We start from the raw sequence: 24,472 nt of genomic DNA on the forward strand, positions 1-24,472 counted from the left end.
ATATGTCTTTTTATTCTCCACAAACGTCAGACATTCAAGGTCAGCAGGTTGAATTAAAAGCCCTTAATGCCGTTGATGTTCAAGTGAAATACCGCGATACCTCTGGCTCGAACTCAGCAACCCATACGGTGACTGCAAATAAGTTAAAGCTGGATTTATCTTCTGGTTTTGATGAGCAGATTTTGACAGGTTCAGCGCGCTTTAAGGTCGGTGCTGATACCTTTCTGGATCGTACCGGCTTGCTATATCGCAATGTGAATCCAGCCAATAATAGCGGGATTCAGTCGGGTGTCATTCAATACGGTACAGGGATTGTTGAAATTGATTCCTGGACCCCGAATGCAGATAACACGATTACTCTGGAATCCTTAACCACAACGACCGACTTATTGCCGGTCAATAAAATCAGTTTTAGAACGCCAGTCATGCCGATCCGACCACAATCATTAACTGTGGTTTTAGCATCAATTGAATTTGGGCAGCTAACTTTAACTGCTGATGAAAACGGTGTGATTGAAACCAGCCGGGCACATGGTCAGGTCAATTGGGATAATGGCTTTGTCACGATTTACTTTTATACCAAAACCAAAATCACCGAAACCAACCGAGCAGACATTGAAGCGAATGACTGGTATGACCCATTACTGGAATATCAGGAAGGCTTAGACGCTTATATCAATGTCCCGGTCTGGGTGGATGCTTCATCCGTGCGCTATAACGCCGTAGCCTATACTTACATTCCACTGGATTCTGAAATCCTTGGTTTGTCTGCAACGCGTTTACCAATTGATGGCCGTGTGCCAATTTTCCGTGTAGGTGGGATTGGTATTGTCAGCTCAAGCAAAGCGCAGGAATTACCAAGTGCAATTGCAGGAACCACGTACGATCTCAATGATCAGCGGATCTCATGGGCAGAACTGGAAGATGCTAACGGAACGAAAGTAGCTTTCGATTTATACACGGTTGATTATGACTATGGCCGCGTGACATTGGGTGGTGACTTTGTACTGGGTAATCTGGTCGCACCACTGACAGTGAAATACCGCTATCAGGATATGGGGCTGATTCGTGATGTTCAGATTAATGGTCAGCTGACGTTCACCAAGCCTTTAACGCATAACTATGATGCTGTCGATACTATAGTTGGTTCTGCTTTGGTCATTGGTGACATGCAGGCGCGTTACACACGCAAGTTTGTGCAAGGTTCATGGGGTAATGCTTGGGCGGATGAGCCGAGTTCAGGAATTTTAGCGAATTACAATGACTCGCTGTATCCACTCCAAGTGACAAACAAGGGGGCTATTCAGGAACGTTGGGCTTTGATTTTTACCAGCGCTACTGATTTTCGTTGTGTAGGTGAATACTCTGGTCAGATTGGCACAGGCACGGTTAATGCAGACTATGCACCGATTAACCCGGTCACGGGTGTACCGTATTTCATTATTAAAAAAGAAGGCTGGGGAGCGGGTTGGGCCAATGGCAATGTCCTGCGTTTCAATACCGTGGCTGCAAACTTTCCGGTCTGGGTGATTCGCACAGTAAAACAGTCAGAACCCGCAGTATTGTCAGACCAGTTCCAGATCATGCTACGTGGTGATATTGACCGCGTATTGTAAACATTAATTCAAATATGACCGCTATATGCGGTCTTTTTTATGAGTATTAAAAATGGTCGCAAGTACAGATATTAAATTTTATATGCATACCAATAACAATGCACCACAACTGCAAAATGCTTATGGCTCGATGATTAATGTATTGGATGCTTGCCTGATAAATGGCATTAATATTGGCACAGTATCATCACTGACAGCATCAGGCACAACAGTAACCGCTACATTCAGCACAACCCATAACCTGATGCAATATCAGGTGATTAAAATCACAGGTGCTGCGCAATCTGAGTTTAATGGTGAGCATCGAATTTTAACAGTACCGAATGCGCAGAGTGTGACTTTTGAACTTGCAGTGGCACCAAGTACAAGCACTACTACAGGCACTATTAATGCATCATTACCGCCACTAGGGTGGGAAAAGCCATTTGGAAACACGGGAGGAAAAGCAGCATACCGGTCTGCAAATTTACTTTTACCAAGCCGACCTTTTTTGCGTGTCGTTGATGAGTTGGATCCTACATACACAGCAACTTATGCGAAGTATGCAAAAGTCGGTATTGTAGAAGATATGACTGATATTGATACGATGCTGGGTGTGCAAGCTCCGTATGATAGTGCCAATCCAGGTAAAAACTGGGTGGGCACAGGCACAGGATCGGCAGCCATTAATGGTTGGTCAAAGTGGTATTATGCTAAATCAACACGTGAAATGATGGGGTATGCAACATCAAATGATGTTTTTGAGCCCGAGAATGGAAATAGAGCTTATTTAATTGTTGGTGACAAAAATACATTTTATTTCTTGCCATGTGTTGTTAATAATAATAATCACGCTCTGTGCTATGGATTTGGTGCATTTAATACTTTTTTGGATGTGGATTCTGCAAGTAACTTCTTATCGTCATCACTGAGGTATGCGGCAGCAAGCGCAGATGGGCGTTCAGCTCAATTTATTGCACTTGGATCAAGCTCAATATCAACACTCTTACTTCAGCGCAGATCAAACCAAGTCGACGCTTATACTTCTGCGCGCATCAGCTCACTTGAAACTGGTGTGACACCCATGAGAAGTGGGTTATCTAACTACATCACAAATACAAAAACGCCATTTTTTCCGCTTATCATCAATGAAGCAACTGTAATTCGAGGCGAATTGCCAATTGTGAAATGGCTGTTAAAAGCAAAACCTTTTGCAGACTTGCAGCGTATTAACTCCGCAGGAAGATTATTTATTGCCAAAAATATACACGCAGATCACGATAGCGACACAGCCCCACACTTAGGGCAGGTGGTTTTTGACTTAGGAGAATCTTAAGTGATTGTTACTTTGGTTGATTTTGGTGCAAGAAAAGATGGCATATCAATTGATCTATCATCACATCTGAAAGTTCAAGGTTTTGTTAAAAAGAATGGAATATCAATACCTTGTAGGGTAAGGATTTTTGAGAAACTGAGCGGCGCGATAATTCAGGATGTTGTGACAGATCACAACGGTAAGTACACATTTTCAAATCTTGGCAACATGGTTTTTTTTGTTGTTGCACATGATCCCGCAAGTCATTACAACGCAGTCATCCAAGATAACGTGGTGCCAAAATGAGTAAAACATCTACTAGTGCTCGGCTTGCCATGATTCAAGCCTTTGCAAATTTTATGGATAACGGTAGCCAAAGTGCTACCGTTATTTTTTATGAGGGTGTGCAGCCTGCCAGTCCTGCTATTGCAGCAGATGCGAACAGTGCCTTGGTGACACTCACATTTCCGGAGCCTTGTATCAAAGAAACCACAGCAGCATATGTAGAGCTTCACCCAACAGATACCGCAACGGTGATCAAAACAGGGACCGCCACCTGGGCGCGTATTTATAATGGTGCTGGTGAAGTAGCTGCAGATCTAACCGTGGGAACAGACATCACCCTGGCGAATACTAATCTGGTCGTGGGTGGTACCTTGTCTATCCAATCGATAAAACTCAGACCTTAAATTAAAAAGGTGCTCATGTGGATTTTAAAAATAAGCTCGGCACCGTTGATGCTCACAACCTAAACTTAAATTTTAAGCCTGATAATACCGACAGCCACAACATCATTCTAAATTTTGAGCATCTGGCCGACGGCTCGACTAATCTCAACTTTGGGGATGATGTTTCTGCAGCAATCGATACTGTATTCGATGCTGAATTCTCATTTGAAGTCACCGCAGTTTATGCCGACAGTGGTGCAAATACTGCAGTCATAGACACGGTACTCGACACTGATTTCAGCTTTGATGTAGTTGCTGTATTTAGTGAGAATACTGATGTCATTGGCCAAATCGATACTGTTTTAGATACGAGCTTTAGCTTTGAGGTTGAAGCAGTATTTAGTGAAAATCTGTGCACAATTGATACCATTTTAGATACTGAATTTCAATTTGAGGTTAAAGCGTTATTCGATATTAATCATCTGGTCGGAGTGTCTTATGGTTTTGATATGCGATATCAGAAGGCTATCGCAGCCTTGAGCACCACAGAAATACCGTGGGCCAAGCCAATATTAAGAGTCTCAAATGAGGCTCTTTTTTATGATCAAGGCTTGGTGATTTCTAATCAGGTAGATTTTTGGCATGAGCAAGCAGGGTCATTAACCCGGGTGGTTAGATCCATTCATGAGCAAGCCACTGGTTTGAGTTCTGATGCGTACGTGATCTGGGAGGAAGCTGATAAGCGCTTTATTCATCAGCGCTATGCGCATCAAGAAACAATCAAACTGCGCCATAACCGAGAAACCGTCTGGCAAGAAATGATTCGCAGGCGCAAGACTTTTACTTATTCACATGAAGTGGCTCAAGTATTTGAGCATCGCTTTTCATTTGAGTGGGATAAAAGCCTTGAGATTATCACCAAGTCGGATTTGCCTTGGGATCAGGCCAAAGCGATTCATTACCGCAAGCATCCGGTTCAACCTTGGCCAAAGCCTGAAATACCCAAATACGAAGGCACAGGTGATTTAAATTTTGTCTGTCTCTGTCATGACGTTGATTCACACAATGTTGTTTTAAATTTTGGTGCAGATGACTGTATTCCTGCACTGCCAAAAAGGAACTGGTGGTATATCGTGAACACATTAACAGCCGAACGATTGGATACTGGCGAGAAGATTAAAGTCATGGAGGGTACTTATAGTACCAGCCGGTCTCAATGGTGCTGGACTTACTCGATTACTGTGGCTCATACCGAGAAAGATAAACTGCAGCCAATTAATGGTCTGCCAGTGATTCTTAAGATAATGCTCAATGGGTTCGAGCATCATATTTTATTGGAAGATCCAGAAGAAACCCGGCGCTTTGCCAGTGTGCTCTATACTTACCCGGGTCGAAGTGTCACAGCTCTAAACTCGGATAAATATGCGCCTTTACGTTCGTTTATCCAGGATAACGAACGCACATCTGTTCAACTGGTTCAGGCTGAAATTGATCGGACAAATAGCGGTACCAACTTAGATTGGAGGCTTATCGATGAGTTGGGTTGGATCGTACCGATTGAGAGCCTGAGTTATGCAGAACTAGCACCAATTGATGCAATAAAGCAGGTGGTTGATGCAGGCGGCGGCTTTATTTATAGCCAGAAAGCAGGCAATACACTGACTATTTTACCTCGGTACCAGAAAGGCTATTGGGATACGATGGCCGTGGATGATTACGACATTCTATTATCTGAAAGTTTGGTGATGCAGCAGAACATCAAGCAGAACGATGAATACATTGCCGACTTTAATGCCATCACAGTGGTGAATAGTCGTAGTGGTGAAAGCCTGAAAGTACAGCAACGTGGTACCTCTGGTGATGTTCCGCTGGAAACGGTTACAGGACCATTATTCAATGTAGTGTCTGGTGCCAGTTACGGCAAAAATGAGTTGGTGAAAGCCAATATTCAGGAGTTGCATACTTTCTCAGATATTCCAGTGAGTTCGGAAATTGGCGAGATGCTGCCCGGAAAAACGATTGCCTTTAATGGCCAGTGGTGGGGCGTGATTGATGGGGTGAGTGGAAGTTTTTCGCATGAAAAGGTCAATGAAACCATTACCGTGGAGCGTATTAGCCGTGACTAATCCTTTATTTGAACTGCGCAAGCTGCTTAATCCAACTCATGCCGAATACATTGGCACCATCACCTCAGTGAAGCATCCAGAGTATCGGGTACAGATTGATGGGGGATCTGGTCCAGTACTTTGCACATCTGGCACAGCTTATAACCTGGGTGCCAGAGTATTTGTTTCCAATCAAGTGATTTTAAGGCCGGCACCAACTGGTCAGCACTCAGAAATAGAAGTCTAAACTTAACCAAACAACTGCACCTTTTTAGGTGCTTTTTTATTACCAAAATTTAGGGGGCGCAATGTCCAATGACTATTCATCTGATCCGCCAATAGCGACAGCAGGGCAGCTGCTTGCTATCTCAGACAAGATCAGCGACATATCCAAAAATATGGACAAGCTCGCTGAAATGCCCCAAAAACTTGACCGCATGAATATGCAGTTAGAGCAGCTCAATAAGGAACATCAGCAGACCCGGAATGATTTAACTCAGACTCGGGACAATCTGCAAGATGATCTGGATCGAGCCAAGTCAAACTTTAAAAGCGAGATCAAACAAGTCCGAAATGAGATTGATCCGAAGTTCAAAGAAATGGATATGCAGATTAGGGTGCTTCATGAGAGTAAAACCAAAATCGATAGTATTACCAATCTTGTGCGCTTTGGTGGCATCTTTTTAGCTGGATTATTTGTAGTTGCCTGGAACACTCAGACCGGAAAAACAGACACGGTAAACACTCAAACCATGACCAACACCCAGAGCATCCAAGTTCTTGAAAAACAATCTGACCAACTCTTAAGAACGGTTGAAGAAATCCGCAACAAACTTTATGAACGAAACATGAGAGAGGAAAAATGAAATTCATCCCCGAAAATGTCTGGAAATATCTATCTGTAAAGCTCCCAATTATCGGAGCTTTTTTATTGGGCGTTCTTCCTATTTTAATTCAAGAAGGCATCAACACACAGCTCATTCCGACTGAATACCATGCTATTTTGCTTTCTGTAGTTTTACCTGCACTGGCGTACGTTGGCCGTAAGATTGCACAGCCTAAAGTTAAGGGTGGTTCATAATGAAACATATTTTTGATTTCTTGCGAAAGATCAGTGGCGGCAAACTCTCTCAAAAACAGGTCGATGCTGCTGATAAGTTAATTGCAACTGCTTACGATGATGTCACCAGTATGCTGGGTATTGCCACGGATGAAATGCGGGTCAGTCCAAGTGGTATTGACTTGATGTGCAATTTTGAGGGTCTAGAACTCAAAGCGTATGATGATGGCGTTGGTGTATGGACCATTGGTTTCGGCACCACAAAGTATCCGAATGGCATTCGTGTTAAAAAAGGGGATACCTGCACACTGGATGAAGCTAAAGCTTATATGCAGAACGATCTGAAAGATTTTGAGCGAACTGTTAATGATGCGGTCAATGTTTCAATCAATCAGAATCAGTTCGATGCTTTGGTCTCACTGGCCTACAATATTGGTGCTACAGCCTTTAAAAAATCCACCTTAGTCAAACGATTGAATGAGGGAAATTATAAGGCTGCCGCCAATCAATTTAATGTTTGGGTTAATGCCGGCGGCAAACGCATGCAGGGTCTGGTGAATCGCCGAGCTGCAGAAAGGGCTTTATTCTTAAAATAGATAAATGCCCTCAAATGAGGGCATTGTTTATCATTAAAATAAGTGACTGGTTATTAATTAATCCTCAGAATCCCTTCCCAACTAAAATAGTTCTGAGTCAGGTTTTGTCTGGCCATTGCCCATGCGCGACCATGCATTTTGCATGGGCCAATTGCTATTTTCTTATCTCCAAATCTCACCTTAACCTGCTCAAGGGCAGATTGAAGTTTCTCATTTTTCTCTATTTGAGTACTATCAGATAGAAGGTCATATATGTATGTCGATTTTGGCTCGATTGCGGTCAATATCACACCACATTTCTTAAACTCGATTCCTTCTTGAAACAGCTCATTCATTCGCTTCATTACAGCCCGGTTCATAACCGCAGCACAGTCAGTCGGCTCAGTAAATCCGATATTGATCGACTTGTTATAGAAAGGTCTGTTCTTGTCAAAAGGATTGGACTGGGCAAAAGCAATCACACAACCACAAAGAGATTCATCCTCTCTTAACCGCTTAATGGCATTCTGTAGATAATCACTCATTGCTTCAGATAATGATTGGATATCTATTACCCGAGCGCCAAATGAGCGTGATGAAATAATCTGCTTTTTGGTTGCCGGTGCGGACTCAACCTCAATACAGGAAATGCCTTGTAGCTCCATTACAGTTCTCTGCATCACCACAGAAAATAGTTTTCCCATTTGATGTGAATTAGACCTAGCTAAATCAAGAACAGTATTAACACCTAAGCTTTTTAGTTTTTTACTATGCTGACGACCCACTCCCCAAACTTCGGAGACATCAATCAGACTAGAAAAATAATCACGATGTTTAGGATCCATAGAAACCAGATCACAAACACTATTGAAGCGTTTTGCTTTTTTAGCCATATGATTGGCAAGCTTTGCTTCGGTCTTTGATCGACCAATACCGACACAAACCGGTAATCCGATCCACTGCAAGATCCGCTGTCGCATATTTTGCGCATATTCAACCAGGTCATAATTTTCAGAATAGGCAGTAAGCCTTAAAAAGCACTCATCAATCGAATAAACTTCCTGCTCACCTGGCGCCACGTAATCAGCCAGAATCGAATGGAAACGTTGAGACATTTCAGCATACAAAGCATAGTTACTCGAAAGTACCTGTACATTATGTTTTTCGACAATATCTCTAACCTGGAATAGGGGAACACCCATCTTAATACCAAGATCTTTTGCTTCTTGGGAACGTGCAACTGCACAGCCGTCGTTATTTGAAAGAACAATGACCGGCACATCTTTAAGTTTAGGATTAAATAGGCGCTCACAGCTTACATAGCAATTATTTACATCAATGAGCGCGTATATTTGATTGTTATAGCTCATCTGAATTTCTTGATTACATTTGTGACTACACCCCAGATTTCAAACTGCTGACCTTCTTGGGGATGAATATCTGGATAACCCTCATTCTCAGCTTTCAACCAGCAACCTTTCGCATCAATAATTAGCCGTTTCACTGTCAATTCATTATCGATACTGGCAATCACAATATCTCTATGCCTAGCCTGAATACTGCGATCTACAACCAAGGCGTCATTAATATCAATTCCTGCATTTAGCATAGAAAGAGAATCCGCACGAACAATAAAAGTAGCATTCGCATTATTAATGAGGTACTCATTCAGATCGATTTTTTTATCAATATAATCTTGAGCGGGCGAGGGGAATCCAGCTTGAACGCGTTCGGTTGCCAAGGGTATTTCTATTTTTGTGACAGGATCAAACTGACGGATATCACTAATTTCATTTTCTTTTTTAAGAGATTCTAGGTATTCTTTGATATCAAGAATTTTAGATTCAGGCACTCGAATAACTTTAGTCTCTTCAGACTTTTTTCGACCTGCCCCGGCTCGAAAACCCCCATGAGTACTGTTCATAACTTTACGACTCCTTGATTTTTGTAACAATAATCAAGATTGTAAAGACTCGATAAAAATCAAACAAATAAAATAAATCTTTTAAATTCAAAGATGCGTCATAGAGTGACGCAAAATTATGATATTTCGGATGAACGGTTACAGTACTAATTGACTTGGTAAAGACTCTTAGTCAGAGCTGCACAGCTCATTCGATTACGACGAATGTGAGTGTGGGGATCGAGATTAGTCAATTTTTAATATGTCCAATAATTTATGAGGCAGGAGTTTCATTTTTTCGTTATTTATGAACTTCTCGTGATAATCTTTGAGCTCATTATTACTATATTGTTTAAGCATTTCAGTACTACTTATATATTTGGCAATCTCTAAATAGTTTTTCAGATAGAAAGAATCAACTATCTCTTTATCGATTTCAGCTTTTTTAAGCCTTCCAAGAATCTCATTAAGAGTGGTGATTTTATGATTTGTTTGAAAGAAAAAATTATCAAGATCTTTATAGGTGATGGCTGGGGTATTATAAACATGCTGAAATAAGTAAAAAAATAACATGTCTTTAGCTGATAAGTAGTCTTTCAGACAATCCAGAGCTAGACTGGATGTAATTCTGTATTTTTCCTGATCCTTCCAATCATTAAATAACTGCGTAGCAATATAAGCAGCCACGAGAGTTGCAATTCCACCAAAGAAACTAGCAGTCATTGATAGTGCATCTTTTAGAGCACTATCCTCGCCACCAAACAAGTAAAAAATAAACGCAAAAAGAAATATCGTAGCAAACGATGTTGCTAAAATTACTGTAGATGCCAGTTTTGATATACTCATCACTCCTTCCACCCATCCACAATATCAGCCCAATCCTGCATCATCTTTATTTTCCAAGATGCTTATCATCAATCACATATTGTCCAAAACTATCTATCCAGCCTTGAATAGATGTCTCCCATACATAAGTACGGGTTTTAAGTTTCTTCACTATAGTCAGATCCTTGATACCAAAATGTGTACTTCCTTCCGGTAACTCAACCCAGTCTACTTTTCCATTCTCAGTAAACCAGTCTTCCCAAGCTAATTGGATATCATGAGCTACAAAACGTTTATTTGAATTATCCCAGGCGAATGGATTATTGCTATTTAACTTATTTACATGCAGGCGTTTAAAGTATTTATTGTTTTGGTGAATCTCAATGAATACATCCAGGTGCTTTTTAATGAAATCAAATTCAACATTAATTTCACTTTCATCTTCAAAGGCATCATCTTTATCCACCAATGCCATGTAGCGCTGTTTTTTACTCCATTCTTTGTAATAACTATTATAGTTATCTTCCGCAACACGGATCGCTTCCTCAAACTCTAATCGGGTACCGCGTTTTTTAAGATTCACATATCGCTTAAGGGTATTCCATGATTCATGAAGAGTGATAGTCTGCAGCTGAGGAATGGTAAAGCCATCTTCTGCATAACGGGTCGCAGCTTCATGGCGTAAATCATGGAAGCGCAAATCGCTAATACCACACGCATTACATGCCCGGGTAAAGTAAGTCGACACGGTACGCGTATTCACTGGAATTAAAAGATTCTTGTCATATCCCAAGGCAAGCATTCGATCTCGGACTTCTGGTTTCATAAACTCATCAATCATATTGATGGCTCTTGGTTCCATGTGAGCATACTTATGATTACCCAAGGATCCATTCGGATTCTTAGCATCTCTGACTAACCACTGACAATTCAGATCATCGTAATCATCCAGCCGCAATGAACACAGCTCATCTTCACGACGGGCAGTGTAGAGTGCAAACCACATAATCAGATGCATAGGTGTGGAGTTCTTGACCCGTTTCCAGCTTTTATAGAAATAGTTGGTCAGCATTTGAAGTTCTTCCGCCGTAGGCAAGCGGTCACGCTGTTTAGATCTGGTCACGATGCGAGACTTCTGTAAACCAATCATGGCTTTTTCAAATTCGATTAGCACAGTCTCCAAGGGTTCGCCCCATACAAACTCTGCATGAACGATGACAGCCTTGATATGGCTTAAGTCCTTTAAGATGGTGGCAGGTGCAACACCATCAGTTCCTTTAACTGGATCGCCTTTTCTTCGCATAATTGCATAATCAGAAAAGTCTTGTCGTGTTAAAGAATAGATATTCTTCTCAGAAATATCTAAACTAGCGATGTGCTGTAGTGCTCCTGTTTTTGTTCTGGCAAAGCTGTCCGCTTCTTCCAAATACTGATAAATGAACTCCCTGAGCGTTTTGTGCTTTATTTGCACCGCCGGATTCAACATTTTTTCAGGGTGCAATTCGATTTCTGCTTCCGTGCGTTTGATCCAGTCCTCAGCTAATGACTTTTTGCTGAAAGTCTTGGATTGTTTAAATTCAGGGTAGCCTTGACGTTGTACACGGACTTGAGCTCTATACCGGGTTGTGCCGTCTTTTGTTTGTCGCTTAGTGACTGTTCCCATAAATTTGCACCATTAAAATATTGGGGTGCAAGTAGGGTGCAATCAAAGGACACTAAAAGTCAATACGAAGCGACTAAACGAAGTTAAACGAGGTTAAAGATTTTGAGCAAAAACAATGTAATTGAAGAATTGTTTGGAAGATCAATAGATAGGAAGCTTTGGGTGGCCCCCATGGCAGGTGTGACCGATCGTCCGTTTAGAACCTTGTGCAAATACTTTGGTGCAGGCCATGCGGTCAGTGAAATGATGACATCTGACAAAACTTTGCGCATGAGTAAAAAGAGCTTATATCGTGCCAATTTTGATGGAGAGCTGGCACCGATTTCAGCGCAGATTGCTGGTTCAGATCCCCATGATCTGGCTGAAGCGGCACGTTATCAGGTGGCCAATGGTGCGCAAATTGTTGATATTAATATGGGCTGCCCAGCCAAAAAGGTCTGTAACCGACTCGCCGGTTCTGCTTTATTGCAGGATGAAGATCTAGTTGCGCGTATTCTGGATGCAGTTGTGGCTGCAGTTGATGTGCCAGTGACCTTAAAAACCCGTCTTGGTTATTTGAACGGTCAGGAAAATATTATGCGTGTCGCTAAACGTGCTGAACAAGCCGGAATTGCAGCGCTAGCTTTACATGGCCGTACCCGTGAAGATATGTACCTGAATACCGCGCGTTATTCTTTAATCAAAGACGTAAAGGAAATGTTGAATATTCCCGTGATTGCTAACGGTGATATCGACAGTCCTGAAAAAGCCAAATACGTGCTGGATTATACCGGTGCAGACGCAATTATGATTGGTCGTGCAGCACAAGGTCGGCCCTGGATTTTTCGTGAAATTGCCCATTATTTAAAAACCGGTCAATATCTTGATGCACCAAGTATTACAGAAGTGAAAGATGTGCTACTGGGACATTTGACAGAATTATACGAGTTCTATGGCGAATATTCCGGCTGCCGGATTTCCCGTAAACATATTGCCTGGTACACCAAAGGTCTGCGTTCTAGCAACGAGTTTCGCCAGAACATGTATCAGGTAGAAAATACCGCTGACCAGTATCGTGTGGTAGAAGATTATTTTAATGCACTGCTAGAACATGGTTTAACCATGAATGATGTACAAGCCGAGCAAGTGAATTTACTGGAAACCAAGTGATGGCGGGCACAATTCAGCGAATCATGTAATATTTTTTGCATGAAATCCCTACCTTTTTTATCTTGAGCAGGCGGATTTTTGCATTCTGTTTACACTTCAGCCTGTCTAATACATAGCAGCACAGTTTGTTCACTTAAACTGGACAGGACTTGGACATTGCTTACTCAAGCTTCCTCTATGATGAACCTATCCAGATATAAACCAGATGTGATCCATTTTGTTTATCGTCATCATTGAGGGAGATCTGTAATGACAAATACCAATCGTCCAGTCACAGAGTTTAGCCATAAAACGTCAACGGAATTGCCACAAGAACGCAGTGAAGGCCTGAATATCAATCCGACTGATACCAATGCGCGTCCAGATTTGAATACACCCGTGAAAGATAATCCTCGTGTTCCAGACATGAATGAAGGTGAAGATAATCTGGCTGCGACCAGTGCCGGTACTTTGGGCGGAGCGGCTGTAGGCGCAGTTGCAGGTCTGGTGGGTGGCCCTCCAGGTGCAGTGGTGGGTGGTATTATCGGTGGAGTGGTTGGCGGTATTGCAGGTAATGACATTGCAACGTCTGATCATGGGAAGCAGACAGATAATTACCAGCATCCAGAGAACTTGCCTGAGGCAAATAATTATCGACATCCAGATCATTTGAGTGCAGAAGATAATTACTGGAGAGATGAGTATCATAATCGCCCGTATTTTAATGAAACGCGTAGCACATATGGCGATCTAGATTATGATCGTGATTATCGCGGTGCTTATCGAGTCGGTTATGAAAACCGTCCAATGTATGAGCATGATACGGATTTTGATCGTGCTGAACCTGAACTGCGTACCAAATGGGAACAGTTAAAAGGTGAGTCCCGCCTCAACTGGGAAGAAGCTAAATTTGCAGTTAAAGATGCCTGGCATCGTGTCACACGCTAATTCTAGATAAATTAAAAACCTCTCCATGTGAGAGGTTTTTTTATGATTCAATAATTAAAGATGCTTCATTTCCAGTACGAGCTGGTTAATCAGATCGGAAGCTTCCATTTCACGAATCTGTGCCACGTTCGAACCTGCCCAGAATGCACCATAACCTTGATCCCCATGTTTGGCAGCAGCAGCATGTAATTGCTTGGCCAGATCATAAGTATATGGATAAGCCGGAACATCCAGCCGATCGGGTGTATCCACTTCAATATGCCAGTGGTTAATGATGCCGCGTGCAGGACGACCGGAAATACTGGCACTCACCTGAGTGAGTGGCTTGGAAAATAAGGCTTTACGATAGGCATCATTGGCATTAGAAGATTTACACTGCACAAATGCAGTCCCAAGTTGCACGGCATCTGCACCGAAATCCATCATTTGACGCGCTTGCTCACCCGTCATAATCCCGCCTGCCGCTACAATCGGCAAGGAAGAATGCTGTTTGATCAGCTTCACCAGATTGGAGGTTTTGACTGAAGCATCAAACTTGGTCGAGAAAATCCCGCGATGGCCACCAGCCTCAATACCCTGCGCAATAATGATATCAATTCCGGCTGCTTCAATGGCTTTAGCTTCGGCATAATTGGTGGCAGATACCATGGTCAGAATCCCGGCCTGTTTTAGGGCTTGAATCTGATGCGGATGTGGAATCCCAAAATGAAAGCTGACTGCTCGCGGTTTGATTTCTAATACCAGATTCAGAAAGTCATCATTGTCTTTAAAACTCGGATAAATACACTCCAAATGATCTGGTGCCTGAGCGCCATATTCGGCAAATTTATCTTTAAACTGTGCAATCCATGCCTGCGCTACAGCCTCATCTACAGGAACAGTGTCATGACAGAAAAAATTAACCTGAAAAGGGCAATCTGTCAGTTCTTGAGTCTTTAAAATCTGTTGTCGCGCTGCATCAATACTGCTGGCCCCCAGACCCAGTGAACCCAAGCCGCCCTGATTGGACACTTCGGCAGCAAGCTCGGGCGTAGAGACACCTGCCATCGGTGCCAAGAAAATAGGATGTTTAATTCCGAGATTTTCTAATAAAGACATAGATTTGCTCCTTGTTATGCTTTTACTTTGCCTTTGAGCACAAAATTAAGCAAATCATATTGGTTATTTTATTTTGAAATACTGCAGCATGGGTTACGTGTTATTTACATTTCTTGCGACACGCTACGTCGCCAAAAAGATAGAACTTTTATTAGCCTAGAATTGAACACCTTATAATAGCCTTTTGGTCAAATATTTTTTGAGCTCATGTCTGATCGTATCCGTGAAAAACTGCAAATTTTAGCCGATGCTGCCAAGTATGATGTGTCGTGCTCATCCAGCGGTAGCAACCGTAAAAATAAAGACAAGGGCGTGGGCAATACCGGGAATGGCATCTGTCATAGTTATACCGAAGATGGCCGCTGTGTGTCCTTATTGAAAATTCTGTTCTCTAATGTCTGTATTTTTGACTGTTCCTATTGTGTTTCGCGCCGTTCCAATGACGTCCAGCGTGCTGCATTTACCGTGCAGGAAGTCGTCGATCTGACCATGAATTTTTATCGGCGTAATTATATTGAGGGTCTGTTTCTCAGTTCGGGGATTTTTAAATCGGCCGATCACACCATGGAACGGATGCTGCAGGTGGTCAAAAAACTTAGACTCGAAGAAAACTTTAATGGCTATATCCATCTGAAAACTATTCCGGGTGCATCACAGGAGATCATTACCGAAGCTGGACTGTATGTCGATCGTATGAGTATTAATCTGGAAATGCCGACGGAGGCGGGACTGCAAAAATTTGCGCCTGAGAAAACCCATGCCGAAGTACAAAAAGACTTGGGCATTGTGCGTGACCGGTTGATCCAGCTCAAAGATGAACGCAAGCTGATCAAGTCCGTTCCAAAATTTGTACCTGCCGGACAAACTACACAAATGGTGGTGGGCGCGCATAGTGAAACCGATCAGGACATTATTTTAATGGCTGACCGGCATTACAAGGAATTTAAGCTGAAGCGGGTGTATTTCTCTGGCTATATCCCGATTAATCCTGAAGATAAAGCCTTACCTGCTATCGGCTCAGCACCGCCATTATTAAGAGAAAACCGTCTGTATCAATCTGACTGGCTGATGCGTTTTTATGGCTTTGCTGCTGATGAAATTGTCGATGATCAGCATCCGAATCTGGAGCTGGAGATTGATCCTAAACTCAGTTGGGCCTTGCGTCATTCTGAAGCCTTTCCAGTCGATATTAACCGTGCCGACTATAAAATGATTCTACGGGTACCCGGCATAGGCGTGCGTTCTGCCCAGAAAATTGTACAGGCACGCCGTTTTGGACAGATTCATATTGACCAGCTAAGGCGCATGGGCGTGGCTTATAACCGGGCGCAGCATTTTATTCGCTGTGCGGATACACCGAAATTTAAGAAAGATCAGCACGCCCATCAGATTCGCCAGCAAATTTTGATGTCAGGGCAATCCAAATATCAGCAGCAACTTTCACCTCAATTAGGATTTGGTTTCTAGTGGCAAGTTACTGTTTTGATGGCAGCATGACTGGTCTGCTCAGTTGTGTATTTCGTGCTTTCGAGTTTAAAGAATTTAACGTGATAGTGACGGCCAATCCTCAAGCACAAACAGGTTTATTTGATGAATTTATCCATGTGGCCTCTAATGATCAGCATGGGCAGCGGGTGTGGCAGGGATTAAAGCAGAAAGTATCTTCCAGCAGTTTGCGTGCTTTTTACTATACGTTTTTGTCAGAGCAGGAAGCAGCGTTCCAGACTCTTTTTGATTTTGCAGTCTATGTCTTTCAAAACCAGCGTCCAGTCGATAAAGATTATGGTCATACTGCGGTGATCGGCATGTCGCAATGGGCCAAGCAAGTGGGGCGGGAAAAGCATCGTATGGAGGCTTTTGTACGCTTTAAAAAAGCCAAAGATGGTTTGTTTCTGAGTCTGGTCAGACCGGATTTTAATGTCTTGCCGATTATTTCCCGACATTTTCAGGAGCGTTATCAGGATCAAAGTTGGCTGATTTATGACGAGCAGCGTAATTACGGTATTTATTATGATTTAAGGCAGATGCATCAGGTCGAGATGAACGCTGAAATAATCGATCCACAAATCCGGATTGGTCATAGTCAATCATTCAGTATTGAACTGGATGATCAAGAGCTGCTATATGATCAGCTCTGGAAAGACTATTTTAACAGTGTGAATATTCAGGCGCGCAAGAACATGAAATTGCATATTCAATATGTGCCAAAGCGCTACTGGCGTTATATGAATGAGAAATTACTTTAAACAGTACATCAAGCTGCTTTCAGGCATAATAAGCATTGGTATATTTAAATTGAGTGTATAAACATGAAGGTATGGCTAACGTCATTAGCACTGCTCACTGGATTAACTGCATGTTCGGAACAACCACAAAAACCGGTCGTAGATCCAGCCAAATATCAGGTTCAGACCGCACAGGAACTGCAGCAACGTTTTGATGCACTCAATGTCCAGTTAGCCCAAGACTTTCAGAAATTTAAGAAAGTCGAAAGCATTGCTTTCGCACACCAGTTTCCTTTAGATGTCAATAATCTGCAAAGCTTGAACCAGCATCTCGTTAGCAGTACGGCATTAAAACCCAGTAAAATTGCCTATTGCGATATGATGAATAGTTATTTTGCCGATATGTACCGCTTGGGACATTACAATCTGGAACTGGTCGATGACATTAAACTGCCTAATGCCAAGAATGAAAATTTAAAAGCCAATTTCTCTGACGCTGATCATTTTTATACCTTTATTCTGGATCGTTATACGACTTATCGTCAGGTCCAGCAGACCATGGGTTATGGCTGTAATTTAAAAGCTGCGCTGTAAATCCTAAAGCCAGAAAAAAGCCCATCACAGATGGGCTTTTTTGATTTTAAGCATTAGCAACCGGTCAGTTTTTCAGACTGCGGTTTTTCATCCGAGAAGAAAATCGGACGAAGTTTTACCCCGATCCCGTTACCAATAAAAGCGAAGACCAGCCATAACCAGCCATGCAGACTACCAGAGGCAATCCCACTGAAATATGCGCCGATATTACAACCATAAGCTAAGCGTGCGCCGTAGCCCAGCATTATGCCACCTACAACAGCAGCAATCAGTGAACGTTTTGGAATATTGAAATTCGGCGCAAATTTACCTGCCAAACTTGCTGCCAACAAAGCACCCAGCATGATACCGAAGTTCATCATTGAGGTAATATCAAACCATAATGATTCTGCCAGTGCTTTGGCATTGCCTGCTTTTTGCCAATAATCCCAAGAAGCTACATCAACACCCACAAGCGTAGCACCTTTGGCACCCCAAACTGCCAGCGCAGAGGTTACGCCCCAAGGACGACCTGCGAGTGCCAGCGTAGCAAAGTTGAGCAAGGTCAGAATAATACCGCCCCAAATCAAAGGCCATGGACCACGAACAAAGCGCTTCCAGCCCTGATATTCACTGCGTGGCTCAATTTCCAGGCTGCCATGACGTTTCTTTTCGAAATAAACTGTTGCTGCAGCAATGATGGCAAAAACGATAAAGCTCAACAGTAATCCAGGGAGAACGCCTAAACTTTCTACCAGTGAAATCGGTTCAAGATGTGGCAGGGCAAACCACCAGTCAAGGTGCGAGGTCGCAATCACAGACCCGATACAGAAGAACAAGAGCGTCACCAGCATACGTGCGCTACCGCCACCTACAGTATACAACGTACCTGATGCACAGCCGCCACCAAGTTGCATGCCGATACCGAAAATAAAGGCACCAATCATGACTGACATGGAAACAGGATTAACGTTACCTTTAACTGGGTTGCCGAATAATTCACCTGCACCTAAAGCCGGGAAAAACAGCAGGACCGCCAGAGCGAGCATAATCATTTGTGCACGTAAACCACGGCCGCGACGTTCCTTGATAAAGACACGCCAGCTCGAAGTAAAACCAAATGAAGCATGGTACAGGGTCATGCCCAGTGCACCACCAATCAAGAATAATAGAGCCTGATTTAAGCCTACGATTTGATAGGCACCGATTGTACCTATGATAAGCAAGATAAAAGCTGCCCAGACCGAAATATTCGACCGTTGGGAAGCAGCAACAATGACTGACATGGGAGATTAAATTATTAAAAATAAAGGCTGGTATTCTACTGAATTTCAGTTTAAATGCAGCCCGTTTTGCCGAGTGAATCACAATTAAGTCATTCTAATACTTGATAAGTTTTATCAGTTTATCTGATTTTGTCGACTCATTTAGATAAAAAATGATCCCATCAAGAATTAATGCAATTTCAATTTAGATCATTCGCTATTTAAAATCATCTCTAATAAAAAAGCCTGCAATCGCAGGCTTTTAAACATCAAGCTGAATCCTAAAATCAGTTTTCAGCTTTTTCCCGAACTTCTCCGGCACCTTCCTCAACTGCCGCAGCTGTTGCTGCAGTTGCTTTACGTGCTGCTTCCGCAGTGGCATCTGCTGCTCTAGACGTTGCAGCAGCTGCTTCGTCCGCTGCCTGAGCAGTATTTTCCGCGGCATTATCCATTGCTCGTTCGGTTTCTACCGCAGCCTCACGGCTGGCATCTTCCATATCATGACCGGCTTGATTGGCTGCATTTTCTAAATGCTCACCTGTGGTTGCGCCGGTTTCAGGCGCTTCTTCTTTACTACAGCCGACTAAGGCAACAGTGGTCGCCAAACCTAAAGCAATCAGTAATTTATTCATCGAGTAATATCCTTTTGTTGTTGTAGAGCTGCAATCTAATTTAGCAGCCATTTGTTTAGATTTATGCTAGCAAATAGATCAACATTTGTTGATTAACTGTAACTTTTTTCGATACTTATACTGTAATGGCACAGTCGGAAGTTGTTTTAAGTTTCATGGAATAGTGATATTCACAGAGAGGGGAGCTTCAAAACTATCATTCGACATGCAGATTATAGTATGAAGTTTGGTATTTAGATATTTGGCATCATGAGCCAGAGATAATTCTAAAAATGAAGAAATGAAAGACAGAAAAAAGCCCGCATGATGCAGGCTTTTTTTAAGAAAAACTTATAGACCAGCAGAGGCTTTAAGCGCTTCCACTTTGTCAGTTTTTTCCCAGGTAAATGCAGTATCTGAACCTTCACGACCGAAGTGACCATAAGCAGCAGTTTGCTTATACATTGGCTGGATCAGGTCAAGCATACGGGTAATGCCATATGGACGTAAGTCGAAATGTTCACGAACCAGTGCAATAATCAATTCTTCAGAGACTTTTGCAGTATTGAATGTATTGATTGAAATTGAAGTTGGCTCAGCAACACCAATCGCATAAGACACCTGAATCTCACACTTGTCAGCCAAGCCAGCAGCAACGATGTTTTTCGCCACATAACGACCTGCATACGCAGCAGAGCGGTCAACTTTAGATGGATCTTTACCAGAGAAAGCACCACCGCCGTGACGTGCCATACCGCCGTAGGTATCTACGATAATTTTACGGCCAGTCAAACCACAGTCACCCACAGGACCACCGATCACAAACATACCCGTTGGGTTGATGTGGAATTTGGTGTCCGCATGGAACATGTCAGCAGGAATGATTTTCTTCACAATCTCTTCAATCACAGCTTCTTTCAGGTTCGCTTGAGTGATTTCAGAATCATGTTGAGTCGAAAGAACGACTGCATCTAAACGAACTGGTACGCCATTTTCATAAGCAAACGTTACCTGGCTTTTTGCATCTGGGCGTAACCATGGCAAGGTGCCATTACGGCGTAATTCAGCCTGCTTTTCCATCAAGCGATGCGCATATGAAATCGGCGCAGGCATTAATACATCAGTCTCGCGGCTGGCGTAACCGAACATTAAACCTTGGTCGCCGGCACCCTGATCTTCAGGTTTCTGGCGGTCGACACCTTGAGCAATTTCAGGTGACTGTTTACCAATCATGTTGATCACGGCACAGGTTGAACCATCAAAACCAAGATCAGAATGGTGATAACCAATTCCGTTTACGGTATGACGTACAATTGCCTCAAAATCAACATTTGCTGTCGTTGTGATTTCACCGGCAAGTACAACCGCACCTGTTTTTACAAGCGTTTCACAAGCAACCCGTGCATATGGGTCTTCTTTTAAGATTGCATCCAAAATAGCGTCACTGATTTGGTCAGCCATTTTATCTGGATGGCCTTCGCTTACAGATTCCGAAGTAAATACAGCGTACTCGCGCATAGTCCTATCACAGTTAATTTTAAAGACCCGATATGTTACATCGAGTTGCGCTCTAGGACTAGCTTAACACGACAAAATTGGTCGAAATTGTTTCAAATTATTGTGTTTTTAATTGATTAATAGAATTAAAAAAATTGATATGTCTATTTAGACAGCATTATTGATTGGGGAATATGAAGCAACAATATTTTAATCCGTCAGACTGTCAGAAAATTAAATGCTTAGATTTCCGATTAAATCTTAAAAAAATAGACGATAGACAAAATACAAAGCTCAAAATTCAAAATTTACTTAAGCAAGTGATCATTACATCAATAAAGCAGATTCAGGCTGTGCGCCTTGCGACCAAATGTCTTGTTGATGTTCGGGTATATCTTCATATTAGCGCTAAGTCTTCCACATTAGCTGGTTAGGAATGGCGACATCTTTTGCTATGGACTTCTTGGAGCAAGACTGTAAGGAGATCAGAAATCATGTATCAAAAGGCATTTACCCTGATTGAAGTGCTGATCGTGCTCATCATTATCGCGATTTTAGTGACGATGGCTTTTATGAGTTATCAAGCTTATGTCGTGCGTAATCAATTGGCCGAAGTGTTTGAACAGGCTGGAGCATATCGAACCCAGTTTATTGCTTCGGATCAGCACTGTGATGCCGGACGCCAGATTGGTGGGCATGGTCAATATATCGAAAAAGTCATTATTAATGCCGCTTGCCGGATAGAGTTCAAGATACGAGAGCAGGGTGTAGATACTGCGATTCGCGGGAAATCAGTCGCTTTTGATGTTCATAGTGGCAAATGTTATTCCACTGATATTCAGCAGCGCTATTTGCCTAAAGATTGTCAAGGACAATAAGTCTGCCGAGGTTGGAAATTAGCCTAGGCAAATTAGATTTCACCTGTATATCAAACAATCCTGCCAATATTTTATAAAATTTAATACAAATTACATTATGAATACATCAGAGAATTGTATGAATTTTCTTCAAAAATAATGGTGTGAGACATATGAAATAGAAACAAAATCAGCATAAATTCAATCCTGTTTATCAGCTTGAAATCCAGATACAGAAATTAAAGTCGCTTTTGAAATGCAGGATAATTCAATCTGTAAACCAGTAGAGCGAATCAAAGCCGAAGAAGAAATGTGGAATAATTGTACGATAAGGCAAGAGACACTCAATAAACTGATAAATATTGTTGGTTAGTCTTTACCCCTCGCTGTTTTTTTAAGACAATAGACAGCAGTTTTGAAAGTCTTTTCATCATTTCCTATTTCTGAATATTTTGGACTCTGATTTATGACAACCCCGCTTAATGAACGTCGTATTGCAAACGCAATTCGTGTATTGGCAATGGATGCTGTGCAAAAAGCAAACTCAGGACATCCAGGTGCTCCAATGGGGATGGCAGATATCGCTGATGTGGTTTGGCGTGAATTCATGAACCACAACCCGACCAACCCGAATTGGGCAAACCGTGACCGTTTTGTATTATCAAATGGCCATGGCTCTATGCTTCAATATGCGCTTCTTCATTTAACGGGCTACGATCTTTCGATTGAAGATCTTAAAGCATTCCGTCAACTTCATTCTAAAACACCTGGTCACCCGGAGTTGGGCTATGCACCAGGGATTGAAACGACGACTGGTCCTTTAGGTCAAGGCATCGCGAATGCTGTCGGTTTTGCACTGGCTGAAAAAACTCTAGCTGCGCAATTCAACAAAGACGACATCCAAGTTGTAGATCACTTCACTTATTGCTTCCTCGGCGATGGCTGTTTGATGGAAGGTGTTTCTCACGAAGCATGTTCTTTGGCGGGTACATTGGGTCTGGGCAAATTGATTGCTTACTATGACGACAATGGCATCTCGATTGACGGCGAAGTGGAAGGCTGGTTCTCTGACGATACAGAACAACGCTTTCTGGCATACGGCTGGCAAGTGATTAAAGTTGATGGCCACGATGCAGATGCAATCCGTCAGGCAACGATTGAGGCGAAAGCTGAAACTGCTAAACCAACCATCATTATCTGTAAAACCGTGATTGGTTTGGGTTCACCAAACAAGCAAGGTAAAGAAGACAGTCATGGTGCACCACTCGGTCATGACGAAATCGTGTTGACTCGTGAAGCGCTAGGTTGGACTGACGAAGCATTTGTGATTCCTGAAGATGTTTATGCAGCTTGGGATGCGAAAGCCAAAGGTGCTGAATCAGAAGCAGCTTGGAACGAAACATTTGCTGCTTATGCTGCAAAATATCCAACTGAAGCCGCTGAATTTAAACGTCGTTTATCTGGTGAATTACCGGCTGACTTCGTTGCAAAAGCGGATGCCTATATTGCAGAAGTGAATGCCAAAGCTGAAACAATTGCAACGCGTAAAGCCAGCCAAAATGTATTGCAAGCACTTGTTCCATTATTGCCAGAAGTTCTAGGTGGTTCTGCGGATCTTGCAGGTTCTAACCTGACCCTTTGGAAAGGCGCGCAAGGCGTACAGGACAATCCGGCAGGTAACTACGTACACTATGGCGTACGTGAATTCGGTATGACTGCAATCGCGAATGGTGTTGCACTGCATGGCGGGTTCATCCCTTATGTAGCAACATTCCTGATGTTTATGGAATATGCACGTAATGCGGTACGTATGTCTGCATTAATGAAACAGCGCGTGATCCATGTGTATACGCATGACTCAATTGGTCTGGGTGAAGATGGCCCAACGCATCAACCTGTTGAGCAGATCGCATCCCTTCGTGGTACACCAAACCTAAATACATGGCGTCCATGTGACACCGTTGAAGCAGCAATTTCTTGGAAATCTGCATTAACGCGTGCTGAAGGTCCAACCGCATTGATCTTCTCTCGTCAGAACTTGCCATTCCAAACCCGTACTCAAGCTCAAATTGAGAACGCTGCGAAAGGTGGCTATGTATTGGCTGAAGAAAAAGGCGAATTGAAAGCCATCATCATTGCAACTGGTTCTGAAGTATCTCTGGCAATGGAAGCTTATGCACAGCTTGAAGGCGTGCGTGTCGTGTCTATGCCATGTGCTGAAGAATTCATGAAGCAAGATGCAGCTTATCGTGAAGCGGTTCTTCCATCAAATATTCGTGCACGTGTTGCTGTTGAGGCTGCACATGTTGATTACTGGTGGAAATTTGTGGGCCTTGATGGTCGCGTAATCGGTATGACAACGTATGGCGAATCTGCACCTGCAAAAGATCTGTTCCAGTTCTTCGGGATTACCACTGAAGCAGTTGTAGCAGCTATAAAAGAGATTACTGCATAATCAACTGATTAAGCAGTTTTTTAAAAGACGCTCCATTTTTGGGGCGTCTTTTATTTTTTCGCTTTTTAGCGTTGTTTTCATGTGGCAATCGTTAGAAAGTTCTCCC

The 24,472-nt window shown here is 42.6% G+C and carries 24 protein-coding genes; 16 read left to right on the top strand and 8 right to left on the bottom strand.

The window, feature by feature from the left end; genetic code table 11:
• Nucleotides 1-2: 2 nt before the first annotated feature.
• From AC13CK_RS08965 to AC13CK_RS09005, 9 genes are all read left to right on the top strand, one after another.
• The gene (locus AC13CK_RS08965; protein ID WP_425878156.1) at nucleotides 3-1,616 is read left to right on the top strand and encodes a hypothetical protein; all 1,614 of its coding nucleotides are present in this window, start codon (nucleotides 3-5) and stop codon (nucleotides 1,614-1,616) included.
• 52 nt (nucleotides 1,617-1,668) lie between these two features.
• Nucleotides 1,669-2,931 (top strand): hypothetical protein, encoded by a 1,263-nt coding sequence (locus tag AC13CK_RS08970; RefSeq protein WP_482831111.1) that lies wholly within the window; start codon nucleotides 1,669-1,671, stop codon nucleotides 2,929-2,931.
• Nucleotides 2,932-3,216, top strand: coding sequence for a carboxypeptidase regulatory-like domain-containing protein (locus AC13CK_RS08975; RefSeq protein WP_425878159.1), 285 nt, complete (start codon nucleotides 2,932-2,934; stop codon nucleotides 3,214-3,216).
• Nucleotides 3,213-3,599 (top strand): hypothetical protein, encoded by a 387-nt coding sequence (locus AC13CK_RS08980; RefSeq protein WP_425878161.1) that lies wholly within the window; start codon nucleotides 3,213-3,215, stop codon nucleotides 3,597-3,599. Before AC13CK_RS08975 ends, AC13CK_RS08980 begins: the two co-directional genes overlap by 4 nt.
• 17 nt (nucleotides 3,600-3,616) lie before the next feature.
• Nucleotides 3,617-5,704: a hypothetical protein gene (locus AC13CK_RS08985; protein ID WP_425878163.1), complete on the top strand. Its 2,088-nt coding sequence runs from the start codon at nucleotides 3,617-3,619 to the stop codon at nucleotides 5,702-5,704.
• The gene (locus tag AC13CK_RS08990) at nucleotides 5,697-5,930 is read left to right on the top strand and encodes a hypothetical protein (protein ID WP_425878577.1); all 234 of its coding nucleotides are present in this window, start codon (nucleotides 5,697-5,699) and stop codon (nucleotides 5,928-5,930) included. The genes AC13CK_RS08985 and AC13CK_RS08990 overlap by 8 nt, the downstream gene beginning before the upstream one ends.
• 61 nt (nucleotides 5,931-5,991) lie before the next feature.
• A complete protein-coding gene (locus AC13CK_RS08995; RefSeq protein WP_425878165.1) occupies nucleotides 5,992-6,549 on the top strand; it encodes a coiled-coil domain-containing protein in 558 nt (185 codons plus the stop codon).
• Nucleotides 6,546-6,764 carry a hypothetical protein gene (locus AC13CK_RS09000; RefSeq protein WP_425878167.1) on the top strand — a complete coding sequence of 73 codons (219 nt, stop codon included), beginning with the start codon at nucleotides 6,546-6,548 and terminating at the stop codon, nucleotides 6,762-6,764. Before AC13CK_RS08995 ends, AC13CK_RS09000 begins: the two co-directional genes overlap by 4 nt.
• Nucleotides 6,764-7,339, top strand: coding sequence for a lysozyme (locus AC13CK_RS09005; protein WP_425878169.1), 576 nt, complete (start codon nucleotides 6,764-6,766; stop codon nucleotides 7,337-7,339). The genes AC13CK_RS09000 and AC13CK_RS09005 overlap by 1 nt, the downstream gene beginning before the upstream one ends.
• A 53-nt stretch (nucleotides 7,340-7,392) precedes the next feature.
• Here AC13CK_RS09005 and AC13CK_RS09010 read toward each other — a convergent pair whose 3' ends face one another.
• The 4 genes from AC13CK_RS09010 to AC13CK_RS09025 all read right to left on the bottom strand — a co-directional run bounded on the left by AC13CK_RS09010 (nucleotide 7,393) and on the right by AC13CK_RS09025 (nucleotide 11,709).
• On the bottom strand, nucleotides 7,393-8,688 hold the full coding sequence (locus AC13CK_RS09010; RefSeq protein WP_482831112.1) for a Y-family DNA polymerase: 1,296 nt from the start codon (nucleotides 8,686-8,688) through the stop codon (nucleotides 7,393-7,395).
• The gene (locus tag AC13CK_RS09015; RefSeq protein WP_044112759.1) at nucleotides 8,685-9,242 is read right to left on the bottom strand and encodes a LexA family protein; all 558 of its coding nucleotides are present in this window, start codon (nucleotides 9,240-9,242) and stop codon (nucleotides 8,685-8,687) included. Before AC13CK_RS09015 ends, AC13CK_RS09010 begins: the two co-directional genes overlap by 4 nt.
• A gap of 225 nt (nucleotides 9,243-9,467) precedes the next feature.
• A complete protein-coding gene (locus AC13CK_RS09020) occupies nucleotides 9,468-10,067 on the bottom strand; it encodes a hypothetical protein (RefSeq protein WP_425878173.1) in 600 nt (199 codons plus the stop codon).
• Nucleotides 10,068-10,113: 46 nt separating this feature from the next.
• Nucleotides 10,114-11,709: a tyrosine-type recombinase/integrase gene (locus AC13CK_RS09025; RefSeq protein WP_425878175.1), complete on the bottom strand. Its 1,596-nt coding sequence runs from the start codon at nucleotides 11,707-11,709 to the stop codon at nucleotides 10,114-10,116.
• Between the two features lie 129 nt (nucleotides 11,710-11,838).
• Between AC13CK_RS09025 and dusB the strand changes: the two genes are divergently transcribed.
• Together dusB and AC13CK_RS09035 are read left to right on the top strand one after the other, a co-directional pair.
• Complete coding sequence (dusB, locus tag AC13CK_RS09030; RefSeq protein WP_425878579.1) at nucleotides 11,839-12,858, top strand: tRNA dihydrouridine synthase DusB; 1,020 nt, start codon at nucleotides 11,839-11,841, stop codon at nucleotides 12,856-12,858.
• Between the two features lie 249 nt (nucleotides 12,859-13,107).
• Nucleotides 13,108-13,785: a hypothetical protein gene (locus tag AC13CK_RS09035; protein ID WP_180038555.1), complete on the top strand. Its 678-nt coding sequence runs from the start codon at nucleotides 13,108-13,110 to the stop codon at nucleotides 13,783-13,785.
• A gap of 54 nt (nucleotides 13,786-13,839) precedes the next feature.
• Here the strand turns inward: AC13CK_RS09035 and AC13CK_RS09040 are convergent, their stop codons facing one another.
• A complete protein-coding gene (locus AC13CK_RS09040) occupies nucleotides 13,840-14,883 on the bottom strand; it encodes an NAD(P)H-dependent flavin oxidoreductase (protein WP_425878178.1) in 1,044 nt (347 codons plus the stop codon).
• A gap of 207 nt (nucleotides 14,884-15,090) precedes the next feature.
• On the opposite strand from AC13CK_RS09040, the gene AC13CK_RS09045 reads away from it, so the two are divergent.
• The 3 genes from AC13CK_RS09045 to AC13CK_RS09055 all read left to right on the top strand — a co-directional run bounded on the left by AC13CK_RS09045 (nucleotide 15,091) and on the right by AC13CK_RS09055 (nucleotide 17,702).
• Nucleotides 15,091-16,350: a putative DNA modification/repair radical SAM protein gene (locus AC13CK_RS09045; protein ID WP_004646658.1), complete on the top strand. Its 1,260-nt coding sequence runs from the start codon at nucleotides 15,091-15,093 to the stop codon at nucleotides 16,348-16,350.
• Complete coding sequence (locus tag AC13CK_RS09050) at nucleotides 16,350-17,129, top strand: TIGR03915 family putative DNA repair protein (RefSeq protein WP_004279976.1); 780 nt, start codon at nucleotides 16,350-16,352, stop codon at nucleotides 17,127-17,129. Before AC13CK_RS09045 ends, AC13CK_RS09050 begins: the two co-directional genes overlap by 1 nt.
• Before the next feature lie 63 nt (nucleotides 17,130-17,192).
• On the top strand, nucleotides 17,193-17,702 hold the full coding sequence (locus tag AC13CK_RS09055) for a hypothetical protein (RefSeq protein WP_425878181.1): 510 nt from the start codon (nucleotides 17,193-17,195) through the stop codon (nucleotides 17,700-17,702).
• A 53-nt stretch (nucleotides 17,703-17,755) separates the two neighbouring features.
• Here the strand turns inward: AC13CK_RS09055 and AC13CK_RS09060 are convergent, their stop codons facing one another.
• The 3 genes from AC13CK_RS09060 to metK all read right to left on the bottom strand — a co-directional run bounded on the left by AC13CK_RS09060 (nucleotide 17,756) and on the right by metK (nucleotide 21,075).
• Nucleotides 17,756-18,967, bottom strand: a complete 1,212-nt coding sequence (locus tag AC13CK_RS09060) for a YeeE/YedE family protein (RefSeq protein ID WP_425878183.1) — start codon at nucleotides 18,965-18,967, stop codon at nucleotides 17,756-17,758.
• Between the two features lie 266 nt (nucleotides 18,968-19,233).
• Entirely contained in the window at nucleotides 19,234-19,578 is a 345-nt protein-coding gene (locus AC13CK_RS09065; protein WP_005104359.1) for a hypothetical protein, read from the bottom strand.
• A 330-nt stretch (nucleotides 19,579-19,908) separates the two neighbouring features.
• Nucleotides 19,909-21,075, bottom strand: coding sequence for a methionine adenosyltransferase (gene metK / locus AC13CK_RS09070; RefSeq protein WP_004279972.1), 1,167 nt, complete (start codon nucleotides 21,073-21,075; stop codon nucleotides 19,909-19,911).
• A gap of 473 nt (nucleotides 21,076-21,548) precedes the next feature.
• Here metK and AC13CK_RS09075 point away from each other — a divergent pair, with 473 nt between their 5' ends.
• Entirely contained in the window at nucleotides 21,549-21,932 is a 384-nt protein-coding gene (locus AC13CK_RS09075; RefSeq protein WP_004279971.1) for a prepilin-type N-terminal cleavage/methylation domain-containing protein, read from the top strand.
• Nucleotides 21,933-22,377: 445 nt separating this feature from the next.
• A complete protein-coding gene (gene tkt / locus AC13CK_RS09080; RefSeq protein ID WP_004279970.1) occupies nucleotides 22,378-24,366 on the top strand; it encodes a transketolase in 1,989 nt (662 codons plus the stop codon).
• Nucleotides 24,367-24,472 lie beyond the last annotated feature (106 nt).

This window comes from Acinetobacter sp. L-24 (assembly GCF_056857555.1).